At 72.3% G+C, this 22758-nt stretch carries 17 protein-coding genes; 14 read left to right on the top strand and 3 right to left on the bottom strand.

What is annotated here, in order from left to right:
* The first annotated feature begins 21 nt into the window (after positions 1 to 21).
* The 9 genes from V2J63_RS00215 to V2J63_RS00175 all read left to right on the top strand — a co-directional run bounded on the left by V2J63_RS00215 (position 22) and on the right by V2J63_RS00175 (position 15972).
* Complete coding sequence (locus tag V2J63_RS00215) at positions 22 to 7656, top strand: DUF7927 domain-containing protein (protein ID WP_331228971.1); 7635 nt, start codon at positions 22 to 24, stop codon at positions 7654 to 7656.
* A gap of 553 nt (positions 7657 to 8209) precedes the next feature.
* Entirely contained in the window at positions 8210 to 11494 is a 3285-nt protein-coding gene (locus V2J63_RS00210; protein WP_331228970.1) for a hypothetical protein, read from the top strand.
* Positions 11495 to 11775: 281 nt separating this feature from the next.
* Complete coding sequence (gene infA / locus V2J63_RS00205) at positions 11776 to 11997, top strand: translation initiation factor IF-1 (protein WP_043501486.1); 222 nt, start codon at positions 11776 to 11778, stop codon at positions 11995 to 11997.
* Positions 11998 to 12065: 68 nt separating this feature from the next.
* On the top strand, positions 12066 to 12179 hold the full coding sequence (gene rpmJ / locus V2J63_RS00200) for a 50S ribosomal protein L36 (RefSeq protein ID WP_110851912.1): 114 nt from the start codon (positions 12066 to 12068) through the stop codon (positions 12177 to 12179).
* 157 nt (positions 12180 to 12336) lie between these two features.
* Positions 12337 to 12711: a 30S ribosomal protein S13 gene (gene rpsM, locus V2J63_RS00195; RefSeq protein WP_331228969.1), complete on the top strand. Its 375-nt coding sequence runs from the start codon at positions 12337 to 12339 to the stop codon at positions 12709 to 12711.
* Positions 12712 to 12771: 60 nt separating this feature from the next.
* A complete protein-coding gene (rpsK, locus tag V2J63_RS00190) occupies positions 12772 to 13179 on the top strand; it encodes a 30S ribosomal protein S11 (RefSeq protein WP_331228968.1) in 408 nt (135 codons plus the stop codon).
* A gap of 108 nt (positions 13180 to 13287) precedes the next feature.
* Positions 13288 to 14307 carry a DNA-directed RNA polymerase subunit alpha gene (locus V2J63_RS00185; protein WP_331228967.1) on the top strand — a complete coding sequence of 340 codons (1020 nt, stop codon included), beginning with the start codon at positions 13288 to 13290 and terminating at the stop codon, positions 14305 to 14307.
* 36 nt (positions 14308 to 14343) lie between these two features.
* Positions 14344 to 14982, top strand: a complete 639-nt coding sequence (gene rplQ, locus V2J63_RS00180) for a 50S ribosomal protein L17 (RefSeq protein WP_331228966.1) — start codon at positions 14344 to 14346, stop codon at positions 14980 to 14982.
* Positions 14983 to 15216: 234 nt separating this feature from the next.
* Positions 15217 to 15972 (top strand): alpha/beta fold hydrolase, encoded by a 756-nt coding sequence (locus V2J63_RS00175; protein ID WP_331228965.1) that lies wholly within the window; start codon positions 15217 to 15219, stop codon positions 15970 to 15972.
* On the opposite strand, the gene V2J63_RS00170 is transcribed toward V2J63_RS00175, so the two are convergent.
* Positions 15932 to 16612, bottom strand: a complete 681-nt coding sequence (locus V2J63_RS00170; RefSeq protein ID WP_491062071.1) for an ROK family protein — start codon at positions 16610 to 16612, stop codon at positions 15932 to 15934. The genes V2J63_RS00175 and V2J63_RS00170 overlap by 41 nt on opposite strands.
* Positions 16613 to 16757: 145 nt before the next feature.
* Here V2J63_RS00170 and truA point away from each other — a divergent pair, with 145 nt between their 5' ends.
* Positions 16758 to 17663, top strand: a complete 906-nt coding sequence (gene truA, locus V2J63_RS00165; protein ID WP_331228963.1) for a tRNA pseudouridine(38-40) synthase TruA — start codon at positions 16758 to 16760, stop codon at positions 17661 to 17663.
* A gap of 48 nt (positions 17664 to 17711) precedes the next feature.
* Here the strand turns inward: truA and V2J63_RS00160 are convergent, their stop codons facing one another.
* Positions 17712 to 18257, bottom strand: a complete 546-nt coding sequence (locus V2J63_RS00160; RefSeq protein ID WP_331228962.1) for a DUF5709 domain-containing protein — start codon at positions 18255 to 18257, stop codon at positions 17712 to 17714.
* A 261-nt stretch (positions 18258 to 18518) separates the two neighbouring features.
* On the opposite strand from V2J63_RS00160, the gene rplM reads away from it, so the two are divergent.
* From rplM to V2J63_RS00140, 4 genes are all read left to right on the top strand, one after another.
* Positions 18519 to 18962 (top strand): 50S ribosomal protein L13, encoded by a 444-nt coding sequence (gene rplM / locus V2J63_RS00155; RefSeq protein ID WP_331228961.1) that lies wholly within the window; start codon positions 18519 to 18521, stop codon positions 18960 to 18962.
* Positions 18963 to 19010: 48 nt separating this feature from the next.
* A complete protein-coding gene (gene rpsI, locus V2J63_RS00150; protein WP_331228960.1) occupies positions 19011 to 19502 on the top strand; it encodes a 30S ribosomal protein S9 in 492 nt (163 codons plus the stop codon).
* A 180-nt stretch (positions 19503 to 19682) separates the two neighbouring features.
* Positions 19683 to 21032 carry a phosphoglucosamine mutase gene (gene glmM / locus V2J63_RS00145; protein ID WP_331228959.1) on the top strand — a complete coding sequence of 450 codons (1350 nt, stop codon included), beginning with the start codon at positions 19683 to 19685 and terminating at the stop codon, positions 21030 to 21032.
* Between the two features lie 10 nt (positions 21033 to 21042).
* The gene (locus V2J63_RS00140; protein WP_331228958.1) at positions 21043 to 21765 is read left to right on the top strand and encodes a DedA family protein; all 723 of its coding nucleotides are present in this window, start codon (positions 21043 to 21045) and stop codon (positions 21763 to 21765) included.
* 22 nt (positions 21766 to 21787) lie between these two features.
* On the opposite strand, the gene coaA is transcribed toward V2J63_RS00140, so the two are convergent.
* Positions 21788 to 22747, bottom strand: a complete 960-nt coding sequence (gene coaA / locus V2J63_RS00135) for a type I pantothenate kinase (protein ID WP_331228957.1) — start codon at positions 22745 to 22747, stop codon at positions 21788 to 21790.
* Positions 22748 to 22758 lie beyond the last annotated feature (11 nt).

Raw genomic sequence — 22758 nt, 5'->3', positions numbered from 1 at the left:
CTGATCACAAGGGAGCCTACGATGCGCCACTCTGCCCGTCGACCCGCCATCAGGCCCGCACGCAAGGGCGCTCGAGCGCTCTTCGTCGCGCTGCTGAGCATGGCACTCGTCTCCTCCGGGAGCGCCTCGCTCGCGACCGGTGCGCCACCGCGCGACGTCGAGCAGCTGCTCCAGGAGGCGGTCGAGTCCGAGACGACGCTCGAGGCGAGCGACGCGGCCGAGGCGTCCCGGGCGGGCGTGCCCGACGGCGCCGGTCCGGACGCCGAGGCGCCGGCCCCGGACGTCGAGGCGCCTGCTCCGGACGCGGAGGCGCCCGCTCCCACGGTGAGCGCACCCGAGTCGGCTCAGGCCGAGGGCGAGACGGCGGACGCCGCCGCGGACGTGGCACCGAGCGCGGAGGAGGCGGACGCGAGCGACGTCGGCCCGCTGTTCGTCCCGCCGGGCGACCCCGGGTCCGACGAGGCCAAGATCATCATCACGGCGGGGGGGGACCGGACAGGCACCGGCTCGGCCAGCACGAGCACGACACCGCTCGCCGGTGCGACCTTCGAGTTCTTCAAGACCGGCGCCCCGGACGACCTCACCGGCGGCGTGGCGACCGGTGAGACCTGTACGACCGACGCGTCCGGCGAGTGCGGGGTCTTCGTCGACCTCACTCCCGGGGCGAACTACTTTTACGCCGTCCAGACTGCCGCGCCGGCGGGCTGGATCGTCCCGACGCAGTGGGCCGCCGGGACCCCCTACCGCTTCTCGACCCGCGCGGGGATCGAGAGCTCCGCCACCGCCGCGGAGCGTACGGTCCGCCTGCCCCGCCAGATCCCGGGCACGGCGCCCGACCCGGTCTGGGCGAGCGTGCGGCCCAACCCGGCGGCGCCGCCGCAGTGCGGCCTCGACATGGCGATGGTCGTCGACCTGTCGAACTCGGTGACGAACTCCTCCGCCCTCCTCGACCAGTACAAGGACGCGGCCGCGGGCTTCGTCGCCGCACTGACCGGTACGCCGTCGCAGGTCGCCCTCTACACGTTCGCGACCAACGCCCCCGCGAACGGCGGCAACAACGGCGGGCTGCCGCTCACGTCGGTCGCCACCGCCGCCGGGGCGTCCCTCCTCACGGCCCGCATCAACGGGTTCACCCAGACGCCGAACGAGTTCGACGGCGGCACCAACTGGGACCGTGGCTTCCACCAGGTCGCCGAGAGCAGCGAGCTGTACGACGTCGTCCTGTTCCTCACCGACGGTGCCCCGACCTTCCACCGCACCGCCTTCGGCACGGGCAGCGACACGAACATCCGCGAGGTCAACGAGGCGATCCTCTCCGCCAACGCCGTCAAGGCGACCGGTGCCCAGGTCGTCCTCGTCGGCATCGGCCCCGACGCGTTGCTCCCCGGCGCGGGCGTCCGTATCCCGCTCGTCTCCGGCCCGGCGGAGGGCGTCGACTACTACGTCACGCAGTTCGACCAGCTGGCCCAGACCCTCGAGGACATCGCGACCGCCAACTGCGAGGGCACGCTCACCGTCGTCAAGGAGCTCGTCGACACCGAGGGCACCGTGACCCCGGGCGGCGCCGGCTGGACCTTCGCGACCCCCACCTCTGGCGTCACCCCGGCCACCGCCACGACCGAAGAGGACGGCGCCGTCAACTTCGTCGTCACCTACCCGGGCGGGACCTTCACACGACCCGTCACCGTGACCGAGACCGTCAACGAGGGCTACGAGCTCGCCCCGGTCGGCGGCGCGAACGCAGTCTGCACGAACACCGCGACCGGCGCGGCGGTCTCCGTGACCAACGCCGGCGCCGCCGGGTTCAGCGTCGACGTCCCGGCGACCGCGGTCATCAGCTGTGTCGTGCGCAACGCCGAGCTGCCACCGGACTACGAGGAGCTCACGGTGACGAAGACCGCGGATACGCGGTACGACCGTGACTACGACTGGACGATCGAGAAGCTCGTCCAGGACCCGGCCCGCCAGGAGCTCCCCGCCGGGGAGGACGCGACGTTCACGTACGACGTCACCGTCACTCCGAGCGGCCCGATCGACTCCGGCTTCCAGGTCACCGGCACCATCTCGGTGACGAACCCCAATGACATCCCCTTCACCGGCCTCAGCGTCCTCGATTCCGCCCCCGGGAGCGTCTGCTCGGTCCCGTACGGCGCCTGGGACCGGACGGTCGGTGCGAACGCGACGATCACCCTGCCGTACACGTGCGATCTCCCGGGCGGGACACCGACGACGTCGGGCGTCAACACGGTCCGCGTGACCTGGGACGCTGCGGCGTTCCCGGGGACGACCGGCACGGTCACCGGCACCGCGCCGTTCGACTTCGCCGACGCAGAGGTCAACACGACCGACCAGTCCGTCGTCGTGACGGACGACCGCATCGACCTGTCGACCTACGACGACGGCACCCAGGTCGGCAACGTCCTCGACGCGCGGACCGGCCCGGTCACCTTCACGTACGACCTCACGTGGCCGAGCGTGCCCGGTGAGTGCGTCACCTACGACAACACCGCGACGGTGGCCAACAACATCATCGCCCGCATGGCGCCCGGCTTCGGCACCCTCGCGGTCGACCAGTCGAGCACGGAGACCGTCGAGGTCTGCGCCGGCGTGGACCTCGAGATCGAGAAGAACGTCGTCCACAGCTTCGACCGCACGTACCTCTGGGACATCGAGAAGGACGTCGACGCCACGCGGATCGAGGTCGGCCCCGATGGGACGGCCGAGTACACCTACACCGTGACCGCCACCCCGCTCGCGTTCGAGGACGACGAGTGGGCGATGACCGGCACGATCACAGTCACCAACCCGAACGAGTGGCTGGACATCACCGCCGACGTCGTCGACTCGGTCGACGTGGGCGGCGGCGCGGTCTGCACCGTCGCCGGTGGCACTGACGTCGTCGTCACCGCGGGGGCGACCGTCAACCTTCCGTACACGTGCAGCTTCACCTCCGAGCCCGACTACGACGGCACGAACACAGCGACCGTGACGTGGGACGGCGACGTGCCGACACCCATGCACTCCGCCGTCGGCACCGCGGAGGTGACGGCCGACGGGTGGTCGCAGAACCCGATCAACCAGACGATCACCGTGATCGACGACATGACGGACCCGGCCAACCCGGTCGAGCTCGGCACGGCGACGTGGAACGAGGCCGGCGAGCCCGAGGTGTGGGAGTACCCACTCACCCTCGAGGGCGTGCCCGGCACGTGCGTCGACCTGACGAACACCGCGTGGATCGCGCAGACGCAGCAGGAGGACAGCGCGACCGTCACCGTCTGCGAGCAGGCGCCGGTCACCGTGACGAAGACTGCGGACGCCTCCTTCGACCGCACCTACCTCTGGGACGTCGAGAAGTCTGTCGACCGGACGTCCGTGACCGTGGACGAGACGACGGGCGAGGCGACGTTCGCCTACCTCGTCGAGGCGGTGCCGTCCGGGTTCACGGACTCCGGGTGGGAGCTGTCCGGTGAGATCACCGTGACGAACCCGAACGACTTCTCGCCCGTCACCGTGACGGTCACCGACGTCGTCGACGTCGGCGGCGGCGCGGTCTGCACCGTCGACGGCGGCGCCGGCATCTCCATCGCGGCGGGCGCCACGGCGACGTTCGACTACGACTGCACCTTCACCACCGAGCCGGACTACGAGGGCGCCAACACCGCCACGGTGACGTGGACCGACCTCGACGGCGGCGCGCAGAGCAGCACCGGTACCGCCGACGTCGCGTTCGCCCTCGCCGGCGAGACGGATCTCACGGTCGATGTCGTCGACGACAAGACGGACCCGGGCAACCCGGTGCCGCTGGGCCAGGCGACGTGGAACGCGGCGGGGACCCCTGTTCCGTTCCCGTACTCCCTCATCCTCCAGGGGGTGGGCGGTGAGTGCGTCGAGTTCACCAACACGGCCTGGATCGTCGTCACGGGCGAGGACCCGAGCGACGACGAGACGGTCGAGGTGTGCCTGCCCTCCGTGCTCGAGCTGGAGAAGACGGCGACCACCGCCGACCAGAACGCGGACGGCTCGTGGACGGTGACATACGACGTCGTCGTGACGAACGACGCGCTCTTCGACGGCCGGTACGACCTGTCCGACACCCTCGAGTACGGGGCCGGCATCACGCCGACCGCGGCGTCGTGGGTGCTCGAGGGCACCGCGACCTCCGGGACGTGGGACCTCGGCGCCGGGGACTCGGCCGTCCTCGCCACGGACGCGCTCATCGAGGCCGGCACGACCCACACGTACGTCGTGACCGTCGTCGCCGAGGTTGCCGCGGGTGTCATCGGCTCCGAGCCGGGGCATTGCTCCGGTGACGAGGGAACCGACGGCGGTGGCTTCCTCAACGCGGCGAACCTCACCGCGTACGAGCAGGACATCACCGACCGCGACTGCGCGGAGCCGGTGGCCCCGCTCATCGACAAGGAGGTCGGCGACCTCGTCGAGAACGCCGACGGCACGTGGGACGTGACGTACACGGTCGTCGTCGACAACCCGAGCGACGCGCACGACCTCGCGTACGACCTCCGCGACGAGCTCGGCTTCGCCGAGGGCGTCGTCATCGAGGACGCCACGGTCTCCCGCGACGGGACGACGTACGAGGACTGGGACGGCGTGACCGAGACGGTCATCGTCACGGGCGAGGCGCTGCCCGCCGGTGCGACGCACGTCTACACGGTCCGGGTGACGGTCTCGCTCACGACGACGGTCGCCGACGAGGACCGCGAGTGCGGGGTCAACGGCAGCAACGCCGGGCAGGGCCTGTTCAACGAGGCGACGCTGACCTCGGGCAATGACTCCTACGACGACGAGGCCTGCATCCCCGTCCCCGACCCCGAGCTCGAGCTGGAGAAGACGGCCACGGCCGCCGACCAGGAGGCCGACGGGTCGTGGACGGTGACGTACGACGTCGTCGTCTCCAACACCTCGAGCGTCGGCGGGTCCTACGACCTCACCGACACCCTCGAGTACGGCGCGGGCATCACCCCCACGGCCGCCTCGTGGGTGCTCGAGGGCACCGCGACCTCCGGGACCTGGGACCTCGGGGCCGGCGGCACGACCGTCCTGGCCACCGACCGCGCACTCGACGGCGGCGAGACCCACACCTATGTCGTCACGGTCACCGCGACCGTCGCGGCCGGTGTCATCGAGTTCGACGAGGACGGGGACCTGGTGGGGCCCGCAGCGTGCTCCGGTGACGACGGGACCGACGGCGGCGGCTTCCTCAACGCGGCGAACCTCACCGCGTACGACCAGGACATCACCGACCGCGACTGCGCCGAGCCGGTGGTACCCACCGTCGTCAAGACGGTCGGCGGCCTCACGGAGAACGCCGACGGCACGTGGGACGTGACGTACACGCTCACCGTCGACAACCCGAGCGACGCGCAGGACCTCGCGTACGACCTCAGCGACGAGCTCGGCTTCGCCGCGGGCGTCGTCATCGAGGACGCGACCGTCTCCCGCGGCGGGACGACGTACGAGGCCTGGGACGGCGTGACCGAGACCGAGATCGTCACGGGTGAGGAGCTCCCGGCGGGGGCGACCCACACGTACACGGTCACGGTGACGGTCTCGCTCACGACGACGATCACCGACGAGGACCGCGAGTGCGGCGACGACGGCGGCAGCGCCGGCAACGGCCTGTTCAACGGCGTCACGCTCACCTCGGGCGAGGACGACTACGACGACGACGCCTGCGTCGACATCCCCGACCCCGAGCTCGAGCTGGAGAAGACGGCCACGGCCGCCGACCAGGACGCCGACGGGTCGTGGACGGTGACGTACGACGTGATCGTCTCCAACACCTCGAGCGTCGGCGGGTCCTACGACCTCACCGACACCCTCGAGTACGGCGCGGGCATCACCCCCACGGCGGCGTCGTGGGTGCTCGAGGGCACGGACGTCGAGGGTGCGTGGGACCTCGAGGCCGGGGTCACGACCGTCCTGGCCACCGACCGCGCACTCGACGGCGGGGACAGCCACACCTACGTCGTCACGGTGAGGGCGACCGTCGAGGCCGGTGTCATCGGCTCGCAGCCGGGGCAGTGCTCCGGTGACGACGGCACCGACGGCGGCGGGTTCCTCAACGCCGCGACCCTCACCGCCTACGGCGAGGACATCACCGACCGCGACTGCGTCGAGCCGAGCCTGCCGGAGCTCGACAAGGTGTTCGGGGCCGCGACCCAGCGTCCCGACGCCACGTGGGACGTGACGTACACGCTCACCGTCGACAACTCGGGCAACGACGCGACGGTCTACTACGACCTCGACGACCAGCCCGGGTTCGCCTCCGGCATCGAGATCCTCGGCCAGAGCGTCTTCGACGTCACCGGTGAGCCGGTCACCGAGATCGAGTGGGACGGGACGAGCGAGATCGTCAGCGGCATGGCGATCCTCGGCGGTGCCGTGCACCGGTACGAGGTCACCTTCCACGTCGACGTGCCGACGACGCTCCCGGACGAGGCCGCCGAGTGCGACCCCGCCGGGGCTCCGGGACGCGGGTTCTTCAACTCCGCGACCCTGACGAGCGGCGGCGACGAGATCTCCGACGACGACTGCGGTGAGGTCGTCGAGGTCGTGGCACCCGACGTCGCCAAGTCGGTGGCGGACGGCTACCCGGTCCAGGGTCCGGACGGCACGTGGCGGATCGAGTACCTCATCACGGTGACCTCGCCGCAGGTCGACCCGCTCGCGGCGCGGTACGCCCTCGAGGACACCCTCGACTTCGGGGAGGGCATCGAGGTGCTCGCCTCGTCCATCGCGGCGGACGACGACGGCACGCCGGACCCGCTCGGCTCGTGGACGGGCCTGGGCGAGGACACCGCGGTGACCGACGGGGAGATCCTCCTCCCGGCCGGCGAGACCCACACCTACCGGGTCCGGGTCGTCGCCGAGCTCGAGGACGGGGTCGTCGGGACCGAGGCCGGGGAGTGCTACACCGGCGAGGTGCGTGCGGCCGGCGGGTTCCTCAACGTCGTCGAGCTGACGAGCGGCGACCTCGTGCGGACCGACGACGCGTGCGCCGAGCCGTACGACGCCCCGTGGACGATCGAGAAGTCCTCCGACCCGGAGTCCGGCTCCGAGGTCGAGCCGGGCGACACGATCACCTACACCGTGACCCTGCGGGCCACGGGCGAGGGTGACCCGACCGGCGTGGTCGTCACCGACGACCTCTCGCGGGTGCTCGACAACGCCGACCTCACCGGGCCGGTCACCGCGAGCATCGGCGGCGTGGTCCTCGAGGGCGACCAGCTCGTCTGGGAGGTCGGGACGTTCTCCGGCACGGCGACCCTCACCTACTCGGTCGAGGTCGACGACGACGCGTTCGACGTCACGGTCCTCAACGTCGTCACCGGCGAGGGCTGGACCGAGCCGGTCTGCATCGGCACCTGCTCGACCACTCACTTCACCCAGGGTGAGGGTGGCGAGAACCCGGGCGAGGAGACGCCGGGCGGCGAGACGCCGGGGCTGCCGGACACGGGCGCCGACGTCGTCGGCCTCGCGGCCCTCGGGCTGCTCCTCACCATCGGCGGAGCCATGTTCCTCGGTGACCGCCGGGGGGGGGTGCGGGGGGGGGGGGGGGGGAGACGCTCCCCCCCCCCCCCCCCCCCCCCGCGCCCGTACCAGCTGAACGACCAAGAGCTCCGTCTCCTGTGACAGCACCCCGCCCGGTCTGTCGGAGATGGGCAGCACGTCCCGGCCGCGAGGCCGGCGCCGCGTTTGTGATCGACGCGTCGCCATGGGGCTCCACCGCGAGTGGGACGGGCTGAGTGTGGGGGAGTCGCGCATCGCGCGGCTCCCCCACACGTTTGTCCGCCGCCGCCGCCGCCGCCGCCGCCGTCCGGCTCCGTGCGGTCACCCCCCGGCGGACGGCTCCGTGCGGTCACCCCCGGCGGAGTCCGCGTCACCCCCGCTCACCCCTCGCTCTCACCCTGGGGTGAGGTGCGGGTCATCCGGTATGGGACCCGTGGCAGGTGCTGTCCGTCTCGTACGGGGTGGTGTGCTTCTCGGGCAGGTCGACCACGAGGAGATTCCCCACATGCTGACGTCACTTTCGAACCGCGCGCCCAGTCTCGGGAAGCGGGGTTCGCGGGCACTTCTCGTAGGCCTCCTCGGCGCCGCGCTGCTCAGCGCCGGAGCGCCCGCCGGCGCGAACGGTGCTGAGGTCGCGGCACCCGCGGCCGTTGCGTCCACGACCCTCTCGCTCACGGTGCCTCGCACGACCGGGGTGCCGGCTGCGGAGCCCGCGCACGACGAGGCGAAGCTCATCGTGCGCAAGGGAGGCGACCGGGCAGGCACCGGCTTCACGAGGAGCGTGACGCCCCTCGCGGGGGCGACCTTCGAGTTCTACCGCACCGGGAGGACCTCGAGCCTGTCGGGCGGCGACCACGTCGGCACGTGCACGACGGACGGCGCGGGTCTGTGCGGCGTCATCGTCGACCTCCCGAGCGCGTCGTCCGCGGGCAACCACTTCTACGCGGTCGAGACGGGCGCGCCCTCCGGCTGGACCGCCCCGGCCCACTGGGGTTCCGACAGCGAGCCGTACCGGTTCGCGACGGGCAAGGTCACGACGAACGGCTCGACCGGAAGCCGCACCGTCACCCTTCCCGCCACGGACCGCCACTGGGCCGACGCCCGCGTCAACCCGGGGTTCCCCCCCACGTGCGGGATCGACGTGGCCGTCGTGGTCGACCTCTCCAACTCGGTGGCCGACGATGCTCGGCTGCTCGCCCAGTACAAGGCGGCGGGCGTGGCGTTCGTCGACGCCCTCTCGGGGACGGCGTCGCAGATCGCGGTGTACACCTTTGCGGGCACCGCACCGGCGACCGGCCCGGCGAACAGCCCGCTCCCGTCGACGTCGGTCAGCTCCGCCGCAGGCGCCGCCGCGGTGACGGGCAAGATCAACAGCCTGACCGACACCCTCGTCCACGACGACGGCGGGACGAACTGGGACCGGGGTCTGCACCAGGTCGCCGAGAGCGGGGAGACCTACGACGTCGTCCTCTTCCTCACTGACGGGTCCCCGACGACCTACCGCGACCAGGACGGCACGGGCAGCGACACGACCACCCGCGAGGTGGAGGAAGCGGTCCACTCGGCCAACGCCGTCAAGGCGACCGGGGCGCGGGTCGTCGCGGTCGGTATCGGCGCGGACGCCGGCGGCACCGCCGCCGAGCGGCGCCTCGCCCTCATCTCGGGCCCGAGCGAAGGGAGCGACTACTACACCACCGGCTTCGACGGGCTCGCCGAGACCCTCGAGCAGATCGCCTCGGCGGGCTGCGCCGGCACGCTCACCGTCGTGAAGGAGGTCGAGACGCTCGGTGGGGACGTCGTCGACGGCGGCGCCGGATGGACCTTCACCACCCCGACCCCGGGCGTCTCCCCCTCCTCTGCGACGACGGATGCCACCGGCGCCGTCAACGTCGACGTCACCTACCCGCAGGGCACCCTCACCCGGGCGGTGACGGTGGAGGAGCCCCCCACTCCGGGGTACTCCCTCGTCCCGCGGGACGGTCGCAACGCGGTGTGCCGCGACACGGTCACCGGCGAGGCGATCGCGCCGACGAACACCGGCGACAGTGGGTTCACGGTCGACGTGCCGGTCTCCGCGGTGGTCAGCTGCGTCGTACGCAACCGGGAGCTCGCCCAGGACCTCGCCGTGACCACGACGGCACAGCCGTCGTTCGACCGGGACTACGACTGGACGATCGACAAGCGCGTGCGCGGGGCGGACCGGGTCGAGGTTCCCGCGGGGCAGGACGCGACAGTCAGCTACGACGTCGAGGTCACCCCGTCCGAGCCGATGGACGCCGCCTTCGTCGTCACGGGCGCCATCACCGTCGTGAACGGCAACGACGTCGCCGTCTCGGGCATCACCGTCCGCGGTGACCTCCCCGGCGCGACGTGCAGCGTGGATGGCGGCACGGGCGTCACGCTCGCCGCCGAGGGGCAGCTCGTGCTCCCGTACCGGTGCGAGCTCCCGTCCGGCACGCCGACGACGACAGGTGCTGTCACGGCCATGGTGACCTGGGACGAGGCCGCCTACCCCGGCACGGGTGGCGCCGTGCGGGGCATGCACGCGGTCGACTTCGCCGACGCCGAGATCCGGGTCACCGACGCCTCCGTCCGCGTCACCGACTCCGCCGTCGACCTCGCCGGGTACGACGACGGGACCCAGGTGGGCAACACCGTCGACGTGGCGGACGGGCCGACCGTCTTCGCCTACGACGTCACGTGGCCCGACGTGCCGGGGGAGTGCCGGACGTACGAGAACACGGCGACGATCGCCGAGGTGAGCGCCTCGAGCGCCGCCACGGTCGAGGTGTGCGCCGGCGCGGACCTCGTCGTCGCCGCGACCGCCGACGTCCGCTACGACCGGACCTACGGCTGGACGATCGACAAGAGCGGCAGCGTCCGCGAGGTCGAGGTGGACGCCACGACAGGCACGGCGGCGGTTGACTACGCGGTCGACGTCACCCCGGACGGGTACACCGACTCCGACTGGGCCTCGAGCGGCACCGTCACGGTGACCAACCCCAACGCTTGGCAGGACGTCGTCGCCACGGTCTCGAGCGCGACGACCCTCGGCGGTGGCGCCGTGTGCACCGTGGACGCTGCGGACGTCGACCCTGATGTCCCCGGCCTGCAGGTGCTCGTGCCCAGGAACGGGGAGGTCGTCCTCGACCACGACTGCGACTTCTCCTCCCGGCCGACCGCCGCCGGGGAGGTCGCGCTGACCGTCGACTGGGACAACGGCCAGCACGCGACGCCACACGCCACCGCCCGCGCCGCCGTCGTCATCGGTGAGGCGGACTGGGTTCGCACCGACCTCGACGAGACGGTCACCGTCCTCGACGACCAGAGCGACCCCGACGGCGAGCCCGTCCCGCTCGGCACGGTGACATGGGACGACGAGCCGCAGACCTTCTCCTACACCCTCACCCATGACGGGAAGCGCGGGGAGTGCGGCACGGAGTACACCAACCGGGCGTGGCTCGCCGAGACGGGTCAGGACGACACATGGGCCGTCGAGCTCTGCTGGCCGACGGACGAGGAGCCGACGCCGACGCCGACGCCCGTCCCGGAGCCGACGCCGACGCCGACGGACGAGGAGCCGACGCCGACGCCGACGCCGACGGACGAGAAGCCGACGCCGACGCCGACGCCGACGCCCGCCCCGGAGCCGACGCCGACGCCGACGGACGAGGAGCCGACGCCGACGCCCGTCCCGGAGCCGACGCCGACGCCCGTCCCGGAGCCGACGCTGACCCCTGCGCCGGACGAGGAGCCGACGCCGACGCCTGCGCCGGACGAGGAGCCGACCACTGCGGTCACCCCCGAGGGCGAGTCAGCCCCCACGATCACCCCGTCTCCTGGTACGACCCCGCCCGGTCTGCCGCAGACGGGGGGCCCCGTCCTGGGGATCGTCGTCGGAGCCTTTGCAGCGCTTGTGATCGGCGTTGCGCTGAGCACCCGACGGCGGTCGCGAACCTAGGGCGGGGCGGCGGGTGGGGGAGGCGTTGGATGGCCGCCTCCCCCACCTCGCAGAAGTGTCGACCCACGCCTGCACGCGGCCACCTCGTGAGCCATCTCATGGCGCGCGGGGAGGTCGCCGTAGCGTATGCTGGTTCGCTGGACGTGCGTGCCAGGCGGTCAGGGCTGCCCAACCGGGGCCCCGACGCGATGCAGGACCGGCACGCCGCGTCGTCACCCATCCTGGCTCAGTTCCATGGGCGGTGACGACGGCCGCGCAGATGAGAAGAGTTAGCGGAGGATATGGCGAAGAAGGACGGCGTCATCGAGATCGAGGGCAGTGTGGTCGAAGCCCTGCCGAATGCGATGTTCCGGGTGGAGCTGAGCAACGGCCACAAGGTGCTCGCGCACATCTCGGGAAAGATGCGTCAGCACTACATCCGGATCCTCCCCGAGGACCGAGTGGTCGTCGAGCTCAGCCCGTACGACCTCACCCGGGGTCGTATCGTCTACCGCTACAAGTAATCACCACGATCATCGCCGTCGCGGGGCGTGCCTCAGGGCGCGTACGCGCGCGGCGGCGGAGGAATGACATGAAGGTCAAGCCGAGCGTCAAGAAGATCTGTGACAACTGCAAGGTGATCCGGCGTCACGGCCGGGTCATGGTGATCTGCACCAACTTGCGTCACAAGCAGCGCCAGGGCTGAGTCCCGGCGTCGGTGGGACGCGCAGCAGCGCGTGCCACCACCAGCGCACCACCAGTGCTGTGGGAGACCGCAGCACAACCCCCGGTCGGAGGCCGGGGCTCGCCGGTCCGGCGGGACGGTGGTGCGGAAGACCTCCGACAGCATGAGGAGCATTCAGTTGGCACGTCTTGCCGGCGTCGACCTCCCCCGCGACAAGCGGCTCGAGGTTGCGCTCACCTACATCTTCGGCGTGGGTCGCACCCGCGCCGAGCAGACCCTCAAGGCCACCGGTATCAGCCCTGACCTTCGCGTCAAGGACATGACCGATATGGACCTCGTGGCGCTGCGCGACTACATCGAGGGCAACTTCAAGGTCGAGGGTGACCTCCGCCGTGAGGTCGCCGCGGACATCCGCCGCAAGGTGGAGATCGGCTCGTACCAGGGCCTGCGCCACCGTCGCGGCCTCCCGGTCCGTGGCCAGCGCACCAAGACCAACGCGCGTACCCGCAAGGGTCCCAAGCGCACCGTGGCCGGCAAGAAGAAGGCCCGCTAGCAGTCCGAGCCGCTGCCTCAGCGCGGACCGGTCCGACGACCTCATCCAGGAGAGAACCGCATGCCCCCCAAGACCCGTACGGCGACCGCCGCGCGCAAGCCGCGCCGCAAGGAGCGCAAGAACGTCTCCCACGGTCACGCCTACATCAAGAGCACGTTCAACAACACGATCGTCTCGATCACCGACCCGAGCGGTGCCGTCATCGCCTGGGCGTCCTCGGGCCAGGTCGGCTTCAAGGGCTCACGCAAGTCGACGCCCTTCGCCGCCCAGCTCGCGGCCGAGGCCGCGGCTCGCCGCGCCCAGGAGCACGGCATGAAGAAGGTCGACGTCTTCGTCAAGGGTCCCGGCTCCGGCCGTGAGACCGCGATCCGTTCCCTCCAGGCCACGGGCCTCGAGGTCGGGTCCATCTCGGACGTCACGCCTCAGGCGCACAACGGCTGCCGGCCCCCGAAGCGCCGCCGCGTCTGAGCCGTCCCCCGCCCCTCGGGCGGGTTGCTCGACCCCCGCCGGCCGGACCGATGGCCGGCGGGGAATTGCCTGGCGTCATATAGCGGACGCCTGCGGAAAGGACACACCGTGCTCATCGCACAACGCCCCACGCTGACCGAAGAGGTCGTCTCCGACTACCGCTCGCGGTTCGTCATCGAGCCGCTCGAGCCCGGCTTCGGCTACACCCTCGGCAACTCGATGCGCCGCACCCTGCTCTCCTCCATCCCGGGGGCAGCGGTGACGAGCATCCGCATCGACGGCGTCCTGCACGAGTTCACGACGGTCCCCGGTGTCAAGGAGGACGTCACCGAGATCATCCTGAACATCAAGAACATCGTCGTCTCCTCGGAGCACGACGAGCCGGTCGTCATGTACCTGCGCAAGCAGGGCCCGGGCGTCGTCACCGCGGCGGACATCACCCCGCCGTCAGGCGTCGAGGTGCACAACCCCGAGCTGCACATCGCGACGATCAACGCGAAGGGCAAGCTCGAGGTCGAGCTCACCGTCGAGCGTGGCCGTGGCTACGTCTCGGCGAACCAGAACAAGAGCTACGACTCGGAGATCGGCCGCGTGCCGGTCGACTCGATCTACTCCCCGGTGCTCAAGGTGACCTACAAGGTCGAGGCCACCCGTGTGGAGCAGCGCACCGACTTCGACCGCCTCATCGTCGATGTCGAGACCAAGCGCTCGATCGCCCCGCGCGACGCGCTCGCCTCGGCGGGCAAGACGCTCGTCGAGCTCTTTGGGCTGGCCCGCGAGCTCAACACCGAGGCCGAGGGCATCGAGATCGGCCCGTCGCCGACGGACGCGGCGCTGGCCGCGGACCTCGCGCTGCCGATCGAGGACCTGGGACTGCTCTCGCGGTCCTACAACTGCCTCAAGCGCGAGGGCATCCACTCCGTGGGTGAGCTCGTCGCACGCAGCGAGGCCGACCTGCTCGACATCCGCAACTTCGGGGCGAAGTCGATCGGCGAGATCCGTGAGAAGCTCGCCGGCCTCGGCCTGAGCCTCAAGGACAGCCCTGCCGACTTCGACCTCTCCCTCGTGGAGGATGACGAGGAGTCTTACGAGGGCGACCTCGAGTTCAGCGACGAGAAGCGCGACTGACGCCACCACCGGCGATCGAATTACTGAGGAGAGACCATGCCTACACCCCCGAAGGGTCCCCGCCTGGGTGGCAGTCCGGCGCACGAGCGGCACATGCTGGCCAACCTGGCCACGGCGCTGTTCGACCACCGACGGATCACGACGACGGAGACCCGCGCCAAGCGGCTGCGCCCGCTGGCCGAGCGTCTCATCACGCTCAGCAAGCGCGGCGACCTCAGCTCGCGTCGGCGCGTCCTGGCCACCGTCAAGGACAAGCGAGTCGTCCACGAGCTCTTCACGGAGATCGCGCCGACGATGACCGAGCGTGACGGCGGCTACACCCGCATCACGAAGATCGGGCCGCGCAAGGGCGACAACGCCCCCATGGCGGTCATCGAGCTCGTCCTCGAGCCCGTGAGCCCGAAGCAGGGTGTCGTCCGCGAGGCCGACTCCGCGACGAAGCGCGCGGCGCAGAAGGCCAGCTCCGTCTCGGCCAACCCCGAGAAGGTCGACGCCGAGCCGGCGGCCGACGACGCCACCGCGGCGGGCACCGACGCGAGCGTCGACCCGACGGCGGCTGACGGCACGGAGGCCCAGGAGGCCCAGCAGGTGGCAGCCGAGCAGTCGGCCACGGCGGCCGACGACCAGGCCCTCGACGCGACGCAGCCGCCCGGGGTCACCCAGCCGAAGAACTGACCGGCCCCGCGGACGACGCGTCCGCGTGGTGCGAGCGTACGAGAGGTGGGGGGAGAAAAGGAAAGAAAAACCCCCCCCGTCTGCCCCCCCAATTGGACGCCTCTCCCTGGTGGTGGGATCTGGGGAAGGGGGCGGGTCACACGTGCCCGGCACCTCTCGTACGTCTGCCCCCCGACGGCGTGCTGTGCCGCGCCCTCCGCGCCGTGGCACGGCACCAGTCCCTACCCTGGACCGGTGAGCACGCCGGCTGTCCTCCTCGTCCACGGCATCCGTGCCTCGCGCACGATGTGGCTCGCCCAGCTCGCCGCCCTGGAACGTGCGGGCGTCCCGGCCCTCGCGCCCGACCTGCCCGGGCACGGGGAGCGCTCGGGGGAGGACTTCACGATCGCGGGGGCGCTCACGGCCGTCGAGGACGCCGCCGCGCGCGTCGACGGCCCGCTCGTCGTCGTCGGCCTCTCGTTGGGCGGCTACCTCGCGCTGCACTGGGCGGCGCGGACCGACCGGCGGCCGGACGGCGTCCTCGCCGCCGGGTGCTCGACCCGACCGCGGGGCCCGGGGCTCAGCGGCTACCGGCGGCTCGCTGCGCTCATCGCGCGCCTGCCCGACGGCGGCGCCGGGCTCAACGACGCGCTGGCGCGCCGGGCGCTACCGGCACAGGCGCTCGACGACCTCGCCGCGGGCGGGATGAGCATGGGCGTCATGGACGCGGCCCTCGCCGGCATGGCCGACGTCGACCCCCTCGGGGACCTCGCGGCGCTCGGTGACGTGCCCGTGTGGCTCCTCAACGGCAGCCTCGACCACTTCCGGCTCGAGGAGCGCCGGTTCCTCGCGGCCTGCACGCGGGGGCGGCTCGTCGTCGTCCCGGGCGCGACGCACCTCGTCTCGCTCGTGCGGCCCGTCGCGTTCACCCGGGCCGTCCTCGAGCTCGTCGACGTCGTGCGCGCGGACGTCAGCGCGCGAGAAGCTCCCACGCGCGGAGCCCGCCGATGATGCCGGCGCTGTTGGGGACGACGACGACGTCGTCGCCGAGACGGCCGAGGACCTGCGGGCTGATGCGCCGCGAGTTCCCGCCCCCGACGTAGAGGCGGTCCCACACGTACATGGGCCGCAGCGCCTCGACGACGCGGCGCACGCGGCGCGACCACATGGCGTCGCCGAGGCGCAGGCGCTCGTGCTCGCCGATGTAGTCGTCGTACGTGAGGCCCCAGCGCACCGGGCCCTGGCTCAGCTCGACGTGCGGGGCGAGGACGCCACCGTCGAACACGGCGTTCCCGAGCCCGGTGCCGAGCGTGATGACCATCTCCAGGCCCGCGCCCGCGACGACGCCCGCCCCGTGCACCTCCGCGTCGTTGAGGACGAGCGCGGGCAGGCCGAGGGCCTCCTCGAGGGCGCCCCGCATGTCGAAGCCGGCCCACTGCTCGACGAGGTCGGGGAGCACGCGCGTGCGCGGACCGGACCTCGTCACGTAGTGCGGTGTGGCGACGACGACCCCGTGGCGCAGCATCCCCGGCATCCCGACCGTCGCCCTGTCCGCGGCAGGGAGCTGCTCGGCGAGGGACGCGATGGCCCGGACGAGCCTCGCGGGCGGGAGCGGGTAGGGCGTCGCGGCGCGGACGGGCTGGGCGTGCATCGTGCCTGCGGCGTCGAGGACGGAGGCCTTGATGCCACCGCCGCCGCAGTCGACGGCGAGCGTCGCTCCGGAAGGGTCCACGGGACGACTCTATTGACCTGGGCACCCCGGCGGCGCGTGCGCGGGAGCCGTTAGCCTCGCCGATGTGGAGAGCACCATCGCCGAGGCGCCGACGACGACCGTGCGGGTGCGCCTCGACCTCGCGTACGACGGGACGCACTTCGCGGGCTGGGCCACCCAGCCCGGGCAGCGCACCATCCAGGGGGAGCTCGAGGACGCCCTGACGACGATCCTGCGGCTGCCCGACCCCGCCCGGCTCACCGTGGCGGGGCGCACCGACGCCGGGGTCCACGCCCGGGGGCAGGTGGCGCACGTCGACGTGCCACGGGCCGCCTGGGAAGAGCTGCCCGGCCGGGGCGACCGCACGCCCGGGCAGGCCCTCGTCCTCCGCCTCGCCGGCGTCCTCGGGCAGGCGGCCCGCCCGCGCAGGGCGGGGGACGTCGTCGTCCTCGGCGCCGCGGAGGCGCCGCCCGGCTTCGACGCCCGGTTCAGCGCTGTGTGGCGGCGCTATGCCTACCGGATCGCCGACGACCCGGCGCGCCGGGACCCGCTCCAGCGCACCCACGTCGTCTGGCGCGCGCGGCGCCTCGACGTCGAGGCGATGGACCGGGCCGCGGCGCTGCTCGTGGGCGAGCATGACTTCGCGGCCTACTGCCGGCCCCGGGCCGGCGCGACGACCATCCGCACGCTGAAGGAGCTGCGCTGGCAACGGGTCCCCGGGGAGGGGCCGGGCGCCGGGCTCGTCGTCGCGCACGTCCGGGCCGACGCCTTCTGCCACTCGATGGTGCGCGCGCTCGTCGGCGCCCACCTGGCCGTCGGCGACGGGCGCCGAGGGGTCGAGTGGCCGCTGCGCGTGCTCGAGGCCGGTCGGCGGGACCCCGGCGTCACCGTCGCCGAGGCTCACGGGCTCACGCTCGAGGAGGTCGGCTACCCGGCCGACGACGCCCTCGCCGCGCGGGCGGCGCAGGCCCGGAACCGCCGCACGCTCTGACCCGCGGGGGTCAGAGCGTGCTGGGTGGTGCTGCCGCGCGGGCGCGGGTCAGGCAGTGGGCGGGTCGGCCGTGTAGCCCTCGTCCGCGGCGAAGAAGGCGCCCGGGGCGTCGTCCTCGTCGACGACGTGCATGGCGGCCTCCTCGGCCGTCGCCGCCCCGCCGGCGACGCCGACGTCGGTCGCCATGACGGACTGCGACTCCCCGAGGGTGTCGCTCGGGTCGTCGTCGTCGGGTGCGGCCTCGAGGCGGCCCGCACGGTCCTCCTGGCGCTCCGGCGCCGGCTCGCCGCCACCGGCCTCCCAGACCTCGGGCTCCTCGGCGTCGATGCGCTCCGTGAGGGAGTCGCCCTCGATCTGCTCACGCTGCGTGAGGTTCTTGCCGCGCAGCGGGTCGCGCTCGGGCGGGGAGTGGCCCTCGTCCTCGAGGTCGTCGACGCCGCGCTCGACGAGCATCTCCTCCTTCTGCAGCTGGTTGCTGTCACCCTCCCCGGCGAGGGAGGGGTCCTGGCTGGTCGCCGACGTGTCCGGCGTCGAGTCCGTCGCCGCGGCGACGTCGGAGGTGTCGGGCTGGGCGGAGAGATCTGACTGGCTCATGCCGTCCAGGCTGCCACCGCCCCTCGCCGCGCGCACGGCGGCACCGCACCGGCCGCCGTCGCCGATCTCACAGCGGGAAGGTTTTGACCCAGGGGGCCGCCCGGGCGTACTGTGGGACGTCGCCTGGCATCCCCATGCGCTCCCGGTGCCTCCCACTCGCCGGACGAGCGGCGCGGGTGCGGCGAGCGAGCACCACCTGACCATGGGCCGCAGCACGCGCTGCCGCCCGATGAGAACGCTGAAGAAACGAAGGCTACGCCCGTGCGCACGTACACCCCGAAGCCCGGCGACGTCGAGAAGAACTGGTACGTCATCGACGCCAACGACGTCGTCCTCGGCCGACTGGCGACGCACGTCGCCACCCTGCTCCGTGGGAAGCACAAGCCGACCTTCGCCCCGCACACGGACACCGGCGACTTCGTCATCGTCATCAACGCTGACAAGGTCGCCCTGACCGGGAGCAAGCGCGAGGACAAGGTCGCCTACCACCACTCCGGCTTCCCCGGTGGGCTCAAGGCCACGAGCTACGCACAGCTCCTGGCCAAGCACCCCGAGCGTGCGGTGGAGAAGGCCGTCCGCGGCATGATCCCCAAGAACACGCTGGGTCGCGCGCAGCTGAGCAAGCTCAAGGTCTACGCAGGTCCTGAGCACCCGCACAGCGCGCAGAAGCCCCAGACCTTCCAGATCATCCAGGTTGCCCAGTAGCGCCTACGCGCGCTGCGGGCACCACCTCAACAGGACACGAGGAGAACTGTGGCTGAGACCACTGCCGAGATCGAGCTGGACGAGGACAACGCGCCCAGCAGCTACACCAGCGAGAGCTCTGCTCCCGCGACCGGCCAGGGCCAGAGCCTCGTCGCTCCGGCGCAGGCCCTCGGGCGCCGCAAGGAGGCCATCGCCCGCGTCCGTCTCGTTCCCGGGACGGGCCAGTGGAAGGTCAACGGGCGCACGCTCGAGGAGTACTTCCCGAACAAGTTGCACCAGCAGCTCGTCAACGCGCCGTTCACGCTCCTCGACCTCGAGGGGCGCTTCGACGTCGTCGCCCGCATCACCGGCGGCGGCATCTCGGGCCAGGCCGGTGCGCTGCGCCTCGGCGTTGCCCGTGCGCTCAACGAGATCGACGCCGAGTCGAACCGTCCCGCGCTGAAGAAGGCCGGCTTCCTCACCCGCGACGCCCGCGTCGTGGAGAGCAAGAAGGCCGGCCTCAAGAAGGCCCGCAAGGCCCCGCAGTACTCCAAGCGCTGATCCTCAGCTGCTCCCGCACGGCCCCGCCAGACGACGTCAGGCGGGGCCGTGCGTGCGTCCAGGGCCCGAGGCCCGAACCCTCACGCGTTCGTCACATCCCGTGCGCACCCGGCCCGCCGGCGCCGTGCCACGATGGTCACCGGCCGTGGCCCCCTGGGCCGCGCAAGAGAAGGAGAGCTGATGCCGCGTCTTTTCGGCACCGACGGCGTGCGTGGCCTCGCCAACCGGGACATCACCGCTGAGCTCGCGCTCGACCTCGGCGTGGCGGCAGCCCGCGTCCTCGGCACGGTCGGGCAGTTCGAGGGGCACCGCCCGCGCGCCGTCATCGGGCGCGACACGCGCGTGTCCGGGGAGTTCCTCGGTGCGGCGATCGCGTCGGGGCTTGCCAGCGCCGGCGTCGACGTCGTCCAGCTCGGCGTCCTCCCCACCCCGGGCGTGGCGTACCTGACGTCGACGCTCGACGTCGACCTCGGCGTCGTCATCTCCGCCTCGCACAACGCCATGCCGGACAACGGCATCAAGTTCTTCGCCCGTGGGGGGTTCAAACTCGACGACGCCATCGAGGACGCCATCGAGGCCGAGCTCGGCGCACAGTGGGAGCGCCCGACCGGCGAGCGCGTCGGCCGGATCGAGGAGGACGACCGCGGCTCCGACCGCGCCTACATCGACCACCTCGTCGCCGCGTGCGGGGCGGACCTGTCCGGCGTGCGCATCGCCGTCGACTGCGCCAACGGCGCGGCCAGCGAGGTCGGCCCACTCGCGCTGCGTGAGGCCGGGGCGGACGTCGTCGTCATCAACGCCTCCCCGGACGGGCGCAACATCAACGACGCCTGCGGCTCGACGCACCCCGAGCAGCTCCAGGCCGTGACGGTCGCCTCCGGCGCCGACCTCGGCGTCGCCTTCGACGGCGACGCGGACCGGTGCCTCGCCGTCGACCACACCGGCGCGCTCGTCGACGGCGACCAGATCATGGGGTTGCTCGCGACGGGCATGAAGGACGCGGGCACCCTCGTCAACAACACCCTCGTCGTCACCGTCATGAGCAACCTCGGCCTCATCCTCGCCATGCGCGAGGCCGGCATCACGACGGTCCAGGCGGGGGTAGGGGACCGGTACGTCCTCGAGGCCATGCGCGCCGGCGGCCACGTCCTCGGCGGCGAGCAGTCGGGCCACATCATCAACGCGGCCCACGCCTCCACCGGCGACGGCGTGCTCAGCGCGATGCACATCGCCGCGCGGGTCGTCAGCACCGGGCGCACGCTCGCCGACCTCGCCGGCATCGTCCGGCGCCTGCCGCAGGTCCTCGTCAACGTGCCCGGGGTCGACAAGTCCCGTGCCAGCAGCGACGAGGCGCTGCTCGCGGCGGTCGCCGGCGCCGAGGCCGAGCTCGGGGAGACGGGGCGCGTGCTCCTGCGCCCGTCCGGCACCGAGCCCCTCGTCCGTGTCATGGTCGAGGCGGCGAGCCAGGAGCAGGCCGATGCCGTCGCCGGGCGCCTGGCGAGCGTCGTCAAGGACCGTCTCACCCTCTGAGGGGACCCGCATGGTCGAGATGATGGCCGCGGTCGAGGAGTTCGTCCTCGGCCTCACCGGCTCACCGTGGATCCTCCTCGCGGTCTACCTCCTCGCGACGATCGACGGGTTCTTCCCGCCGGTCCCGAGCGAGTCCGTCGTCATCGCCGTCGCGGCGCTCGCGACCGTCGGCGAGGGCCCGAGCATGTGGCTGCTCGTCGCCGTCGCGGCGGCGGGCGCGTTCACCGGTGACCTCATCGCCTTCACGATCGGGACGAGGCTCCCGATCCACCGGATGCGGCTTTTCCAGGGGCGGCGCGGGCAGTCCACGCTCGCGTGGGCGAGCAAGGCGCTCGCCAACCGGGGGACCGTCTTCATCCTCTCGGCGCGCTTCATCCCCATCGGCCGCGTCGCGGTCAACATGACCGCCGGGGCCGTCGCTTACCCCCGGCGCCGGTTCGTCGTCATCGCGGCCATCGCTGCCGTCGTCTGGGGCGTCTACTCCACCCTGCTCGGCATCGGCGCGGGTGTCTTCCTCCACGACCACCCGCTCGTCGCGGTGGCGGTCGGGGTGGCCGGCGGCGTCGTCCTCGGCTTCGGCGTCGATGCCCTCCTGCGCCGGGTGCACGCTCGCTACGGTGCCCGCGGCGGCGAAGGCGCCGGCGGCGCTGCCGGCCCCGACGGCGCTGCGGGCCCCGACGGCGCTGCCGGCCCTGCCGCGCCGGAGCAGAGCCCCTCGCCCGGGACGCCGTAGCGGGACCGGGGCCCGGCAGGGCTCAGATCTTGCGTAGCCGCATCCGGTGCATCCGGTGGTCGGCGGCCTTGGTGAGCACGAGGGTCGCCCGGCCCCGGGTGGGCAGGATGTTGCGCTCGAGGTTCGGCTCGTTAATGGAGGCCCAGATCTCGCTCGCCCGCGCGACCGCCGCCTCGTCGTCGAGGCTCGCGTACCGGTGGAAGTAGGACTCCGGGCGCGCGAAGGCCGTCCGGCGCAGGGAGAGGAACCGCTCGACGTACCAGCGGCGGACGTCGGCGGTGCGGGCGTCGACGTAGATCGAGAAGTCGAAGAAGTCGCTCACCGCGAGGCTCGGCGCGCCGTCGGCCGTCGTGCGCGCCGGCTGCAGCACGTTGAGGCCCTCGACGACGAGGACGTCGGGCTGGCGCACGACGACGTGCTCGCCCGGGACGATGTCGTACGTGAGGTGGTCGTACACCGGGGCGCTCACCTCCGGCAGGCCCGCCTTGACGGCCGCGAGGAAGCGCAGGAGCGCCCGCTGGTCGTAGGACTCCGGGAACCCCTTGCGTGCGAGGAGGCCGCGGCGGTCCAGCTCGGCGTTGGGGTAGAGGAACCCGTCCGTCGTCACGAGCTGGACGTCGGGGGTGTTGGGCCAGCGCCGCAGGAGCTCGCGCAGCAGCCGCGCCGTCGTCGACTTCCCGACCGCGACGGACCCGGCCACGCCGATGACATACGGCGTGCCGGCGCCCCCACCCCCGAAGAACGCCGACGTCGAGGCGTCGAGGCGCTGCGCCGCGGCGACGTAGAGCGCGAGGAGCCGTGAGAGCGGCCGGTAGACCGTGTCGACCTCGGCGAGGTCGATCGGGTCCCCCAGGCCGCGCAGGTGCTCGACGTCCTCGCTCGTCAGCGGGAGCGGCGTGGACTCCGAGAGCCGGCTCCACGCCTCCCGGCCGAATTCGAGGAAGGGGGACGGCGGGGTGCCCACGTGGGCGGAGGACGTCACCGCCACAGTCT

Origin of the sequence: Georgenia wangjunii, from assembly GCF_036421975.1 — a bacterium.
Taxonomy (GTDB): Bacteria; Actinomycetota; Actinomycetes; order Actinomycetales; family Actinomycetaceae; genus Georgenia_A; species Georgenia_A wangjunii.
The sequence above is the reverse complement of the archived record's forward strand: the minus strand, read 5'-3'. Positions and strand labels throughout refer to the sequence as shown.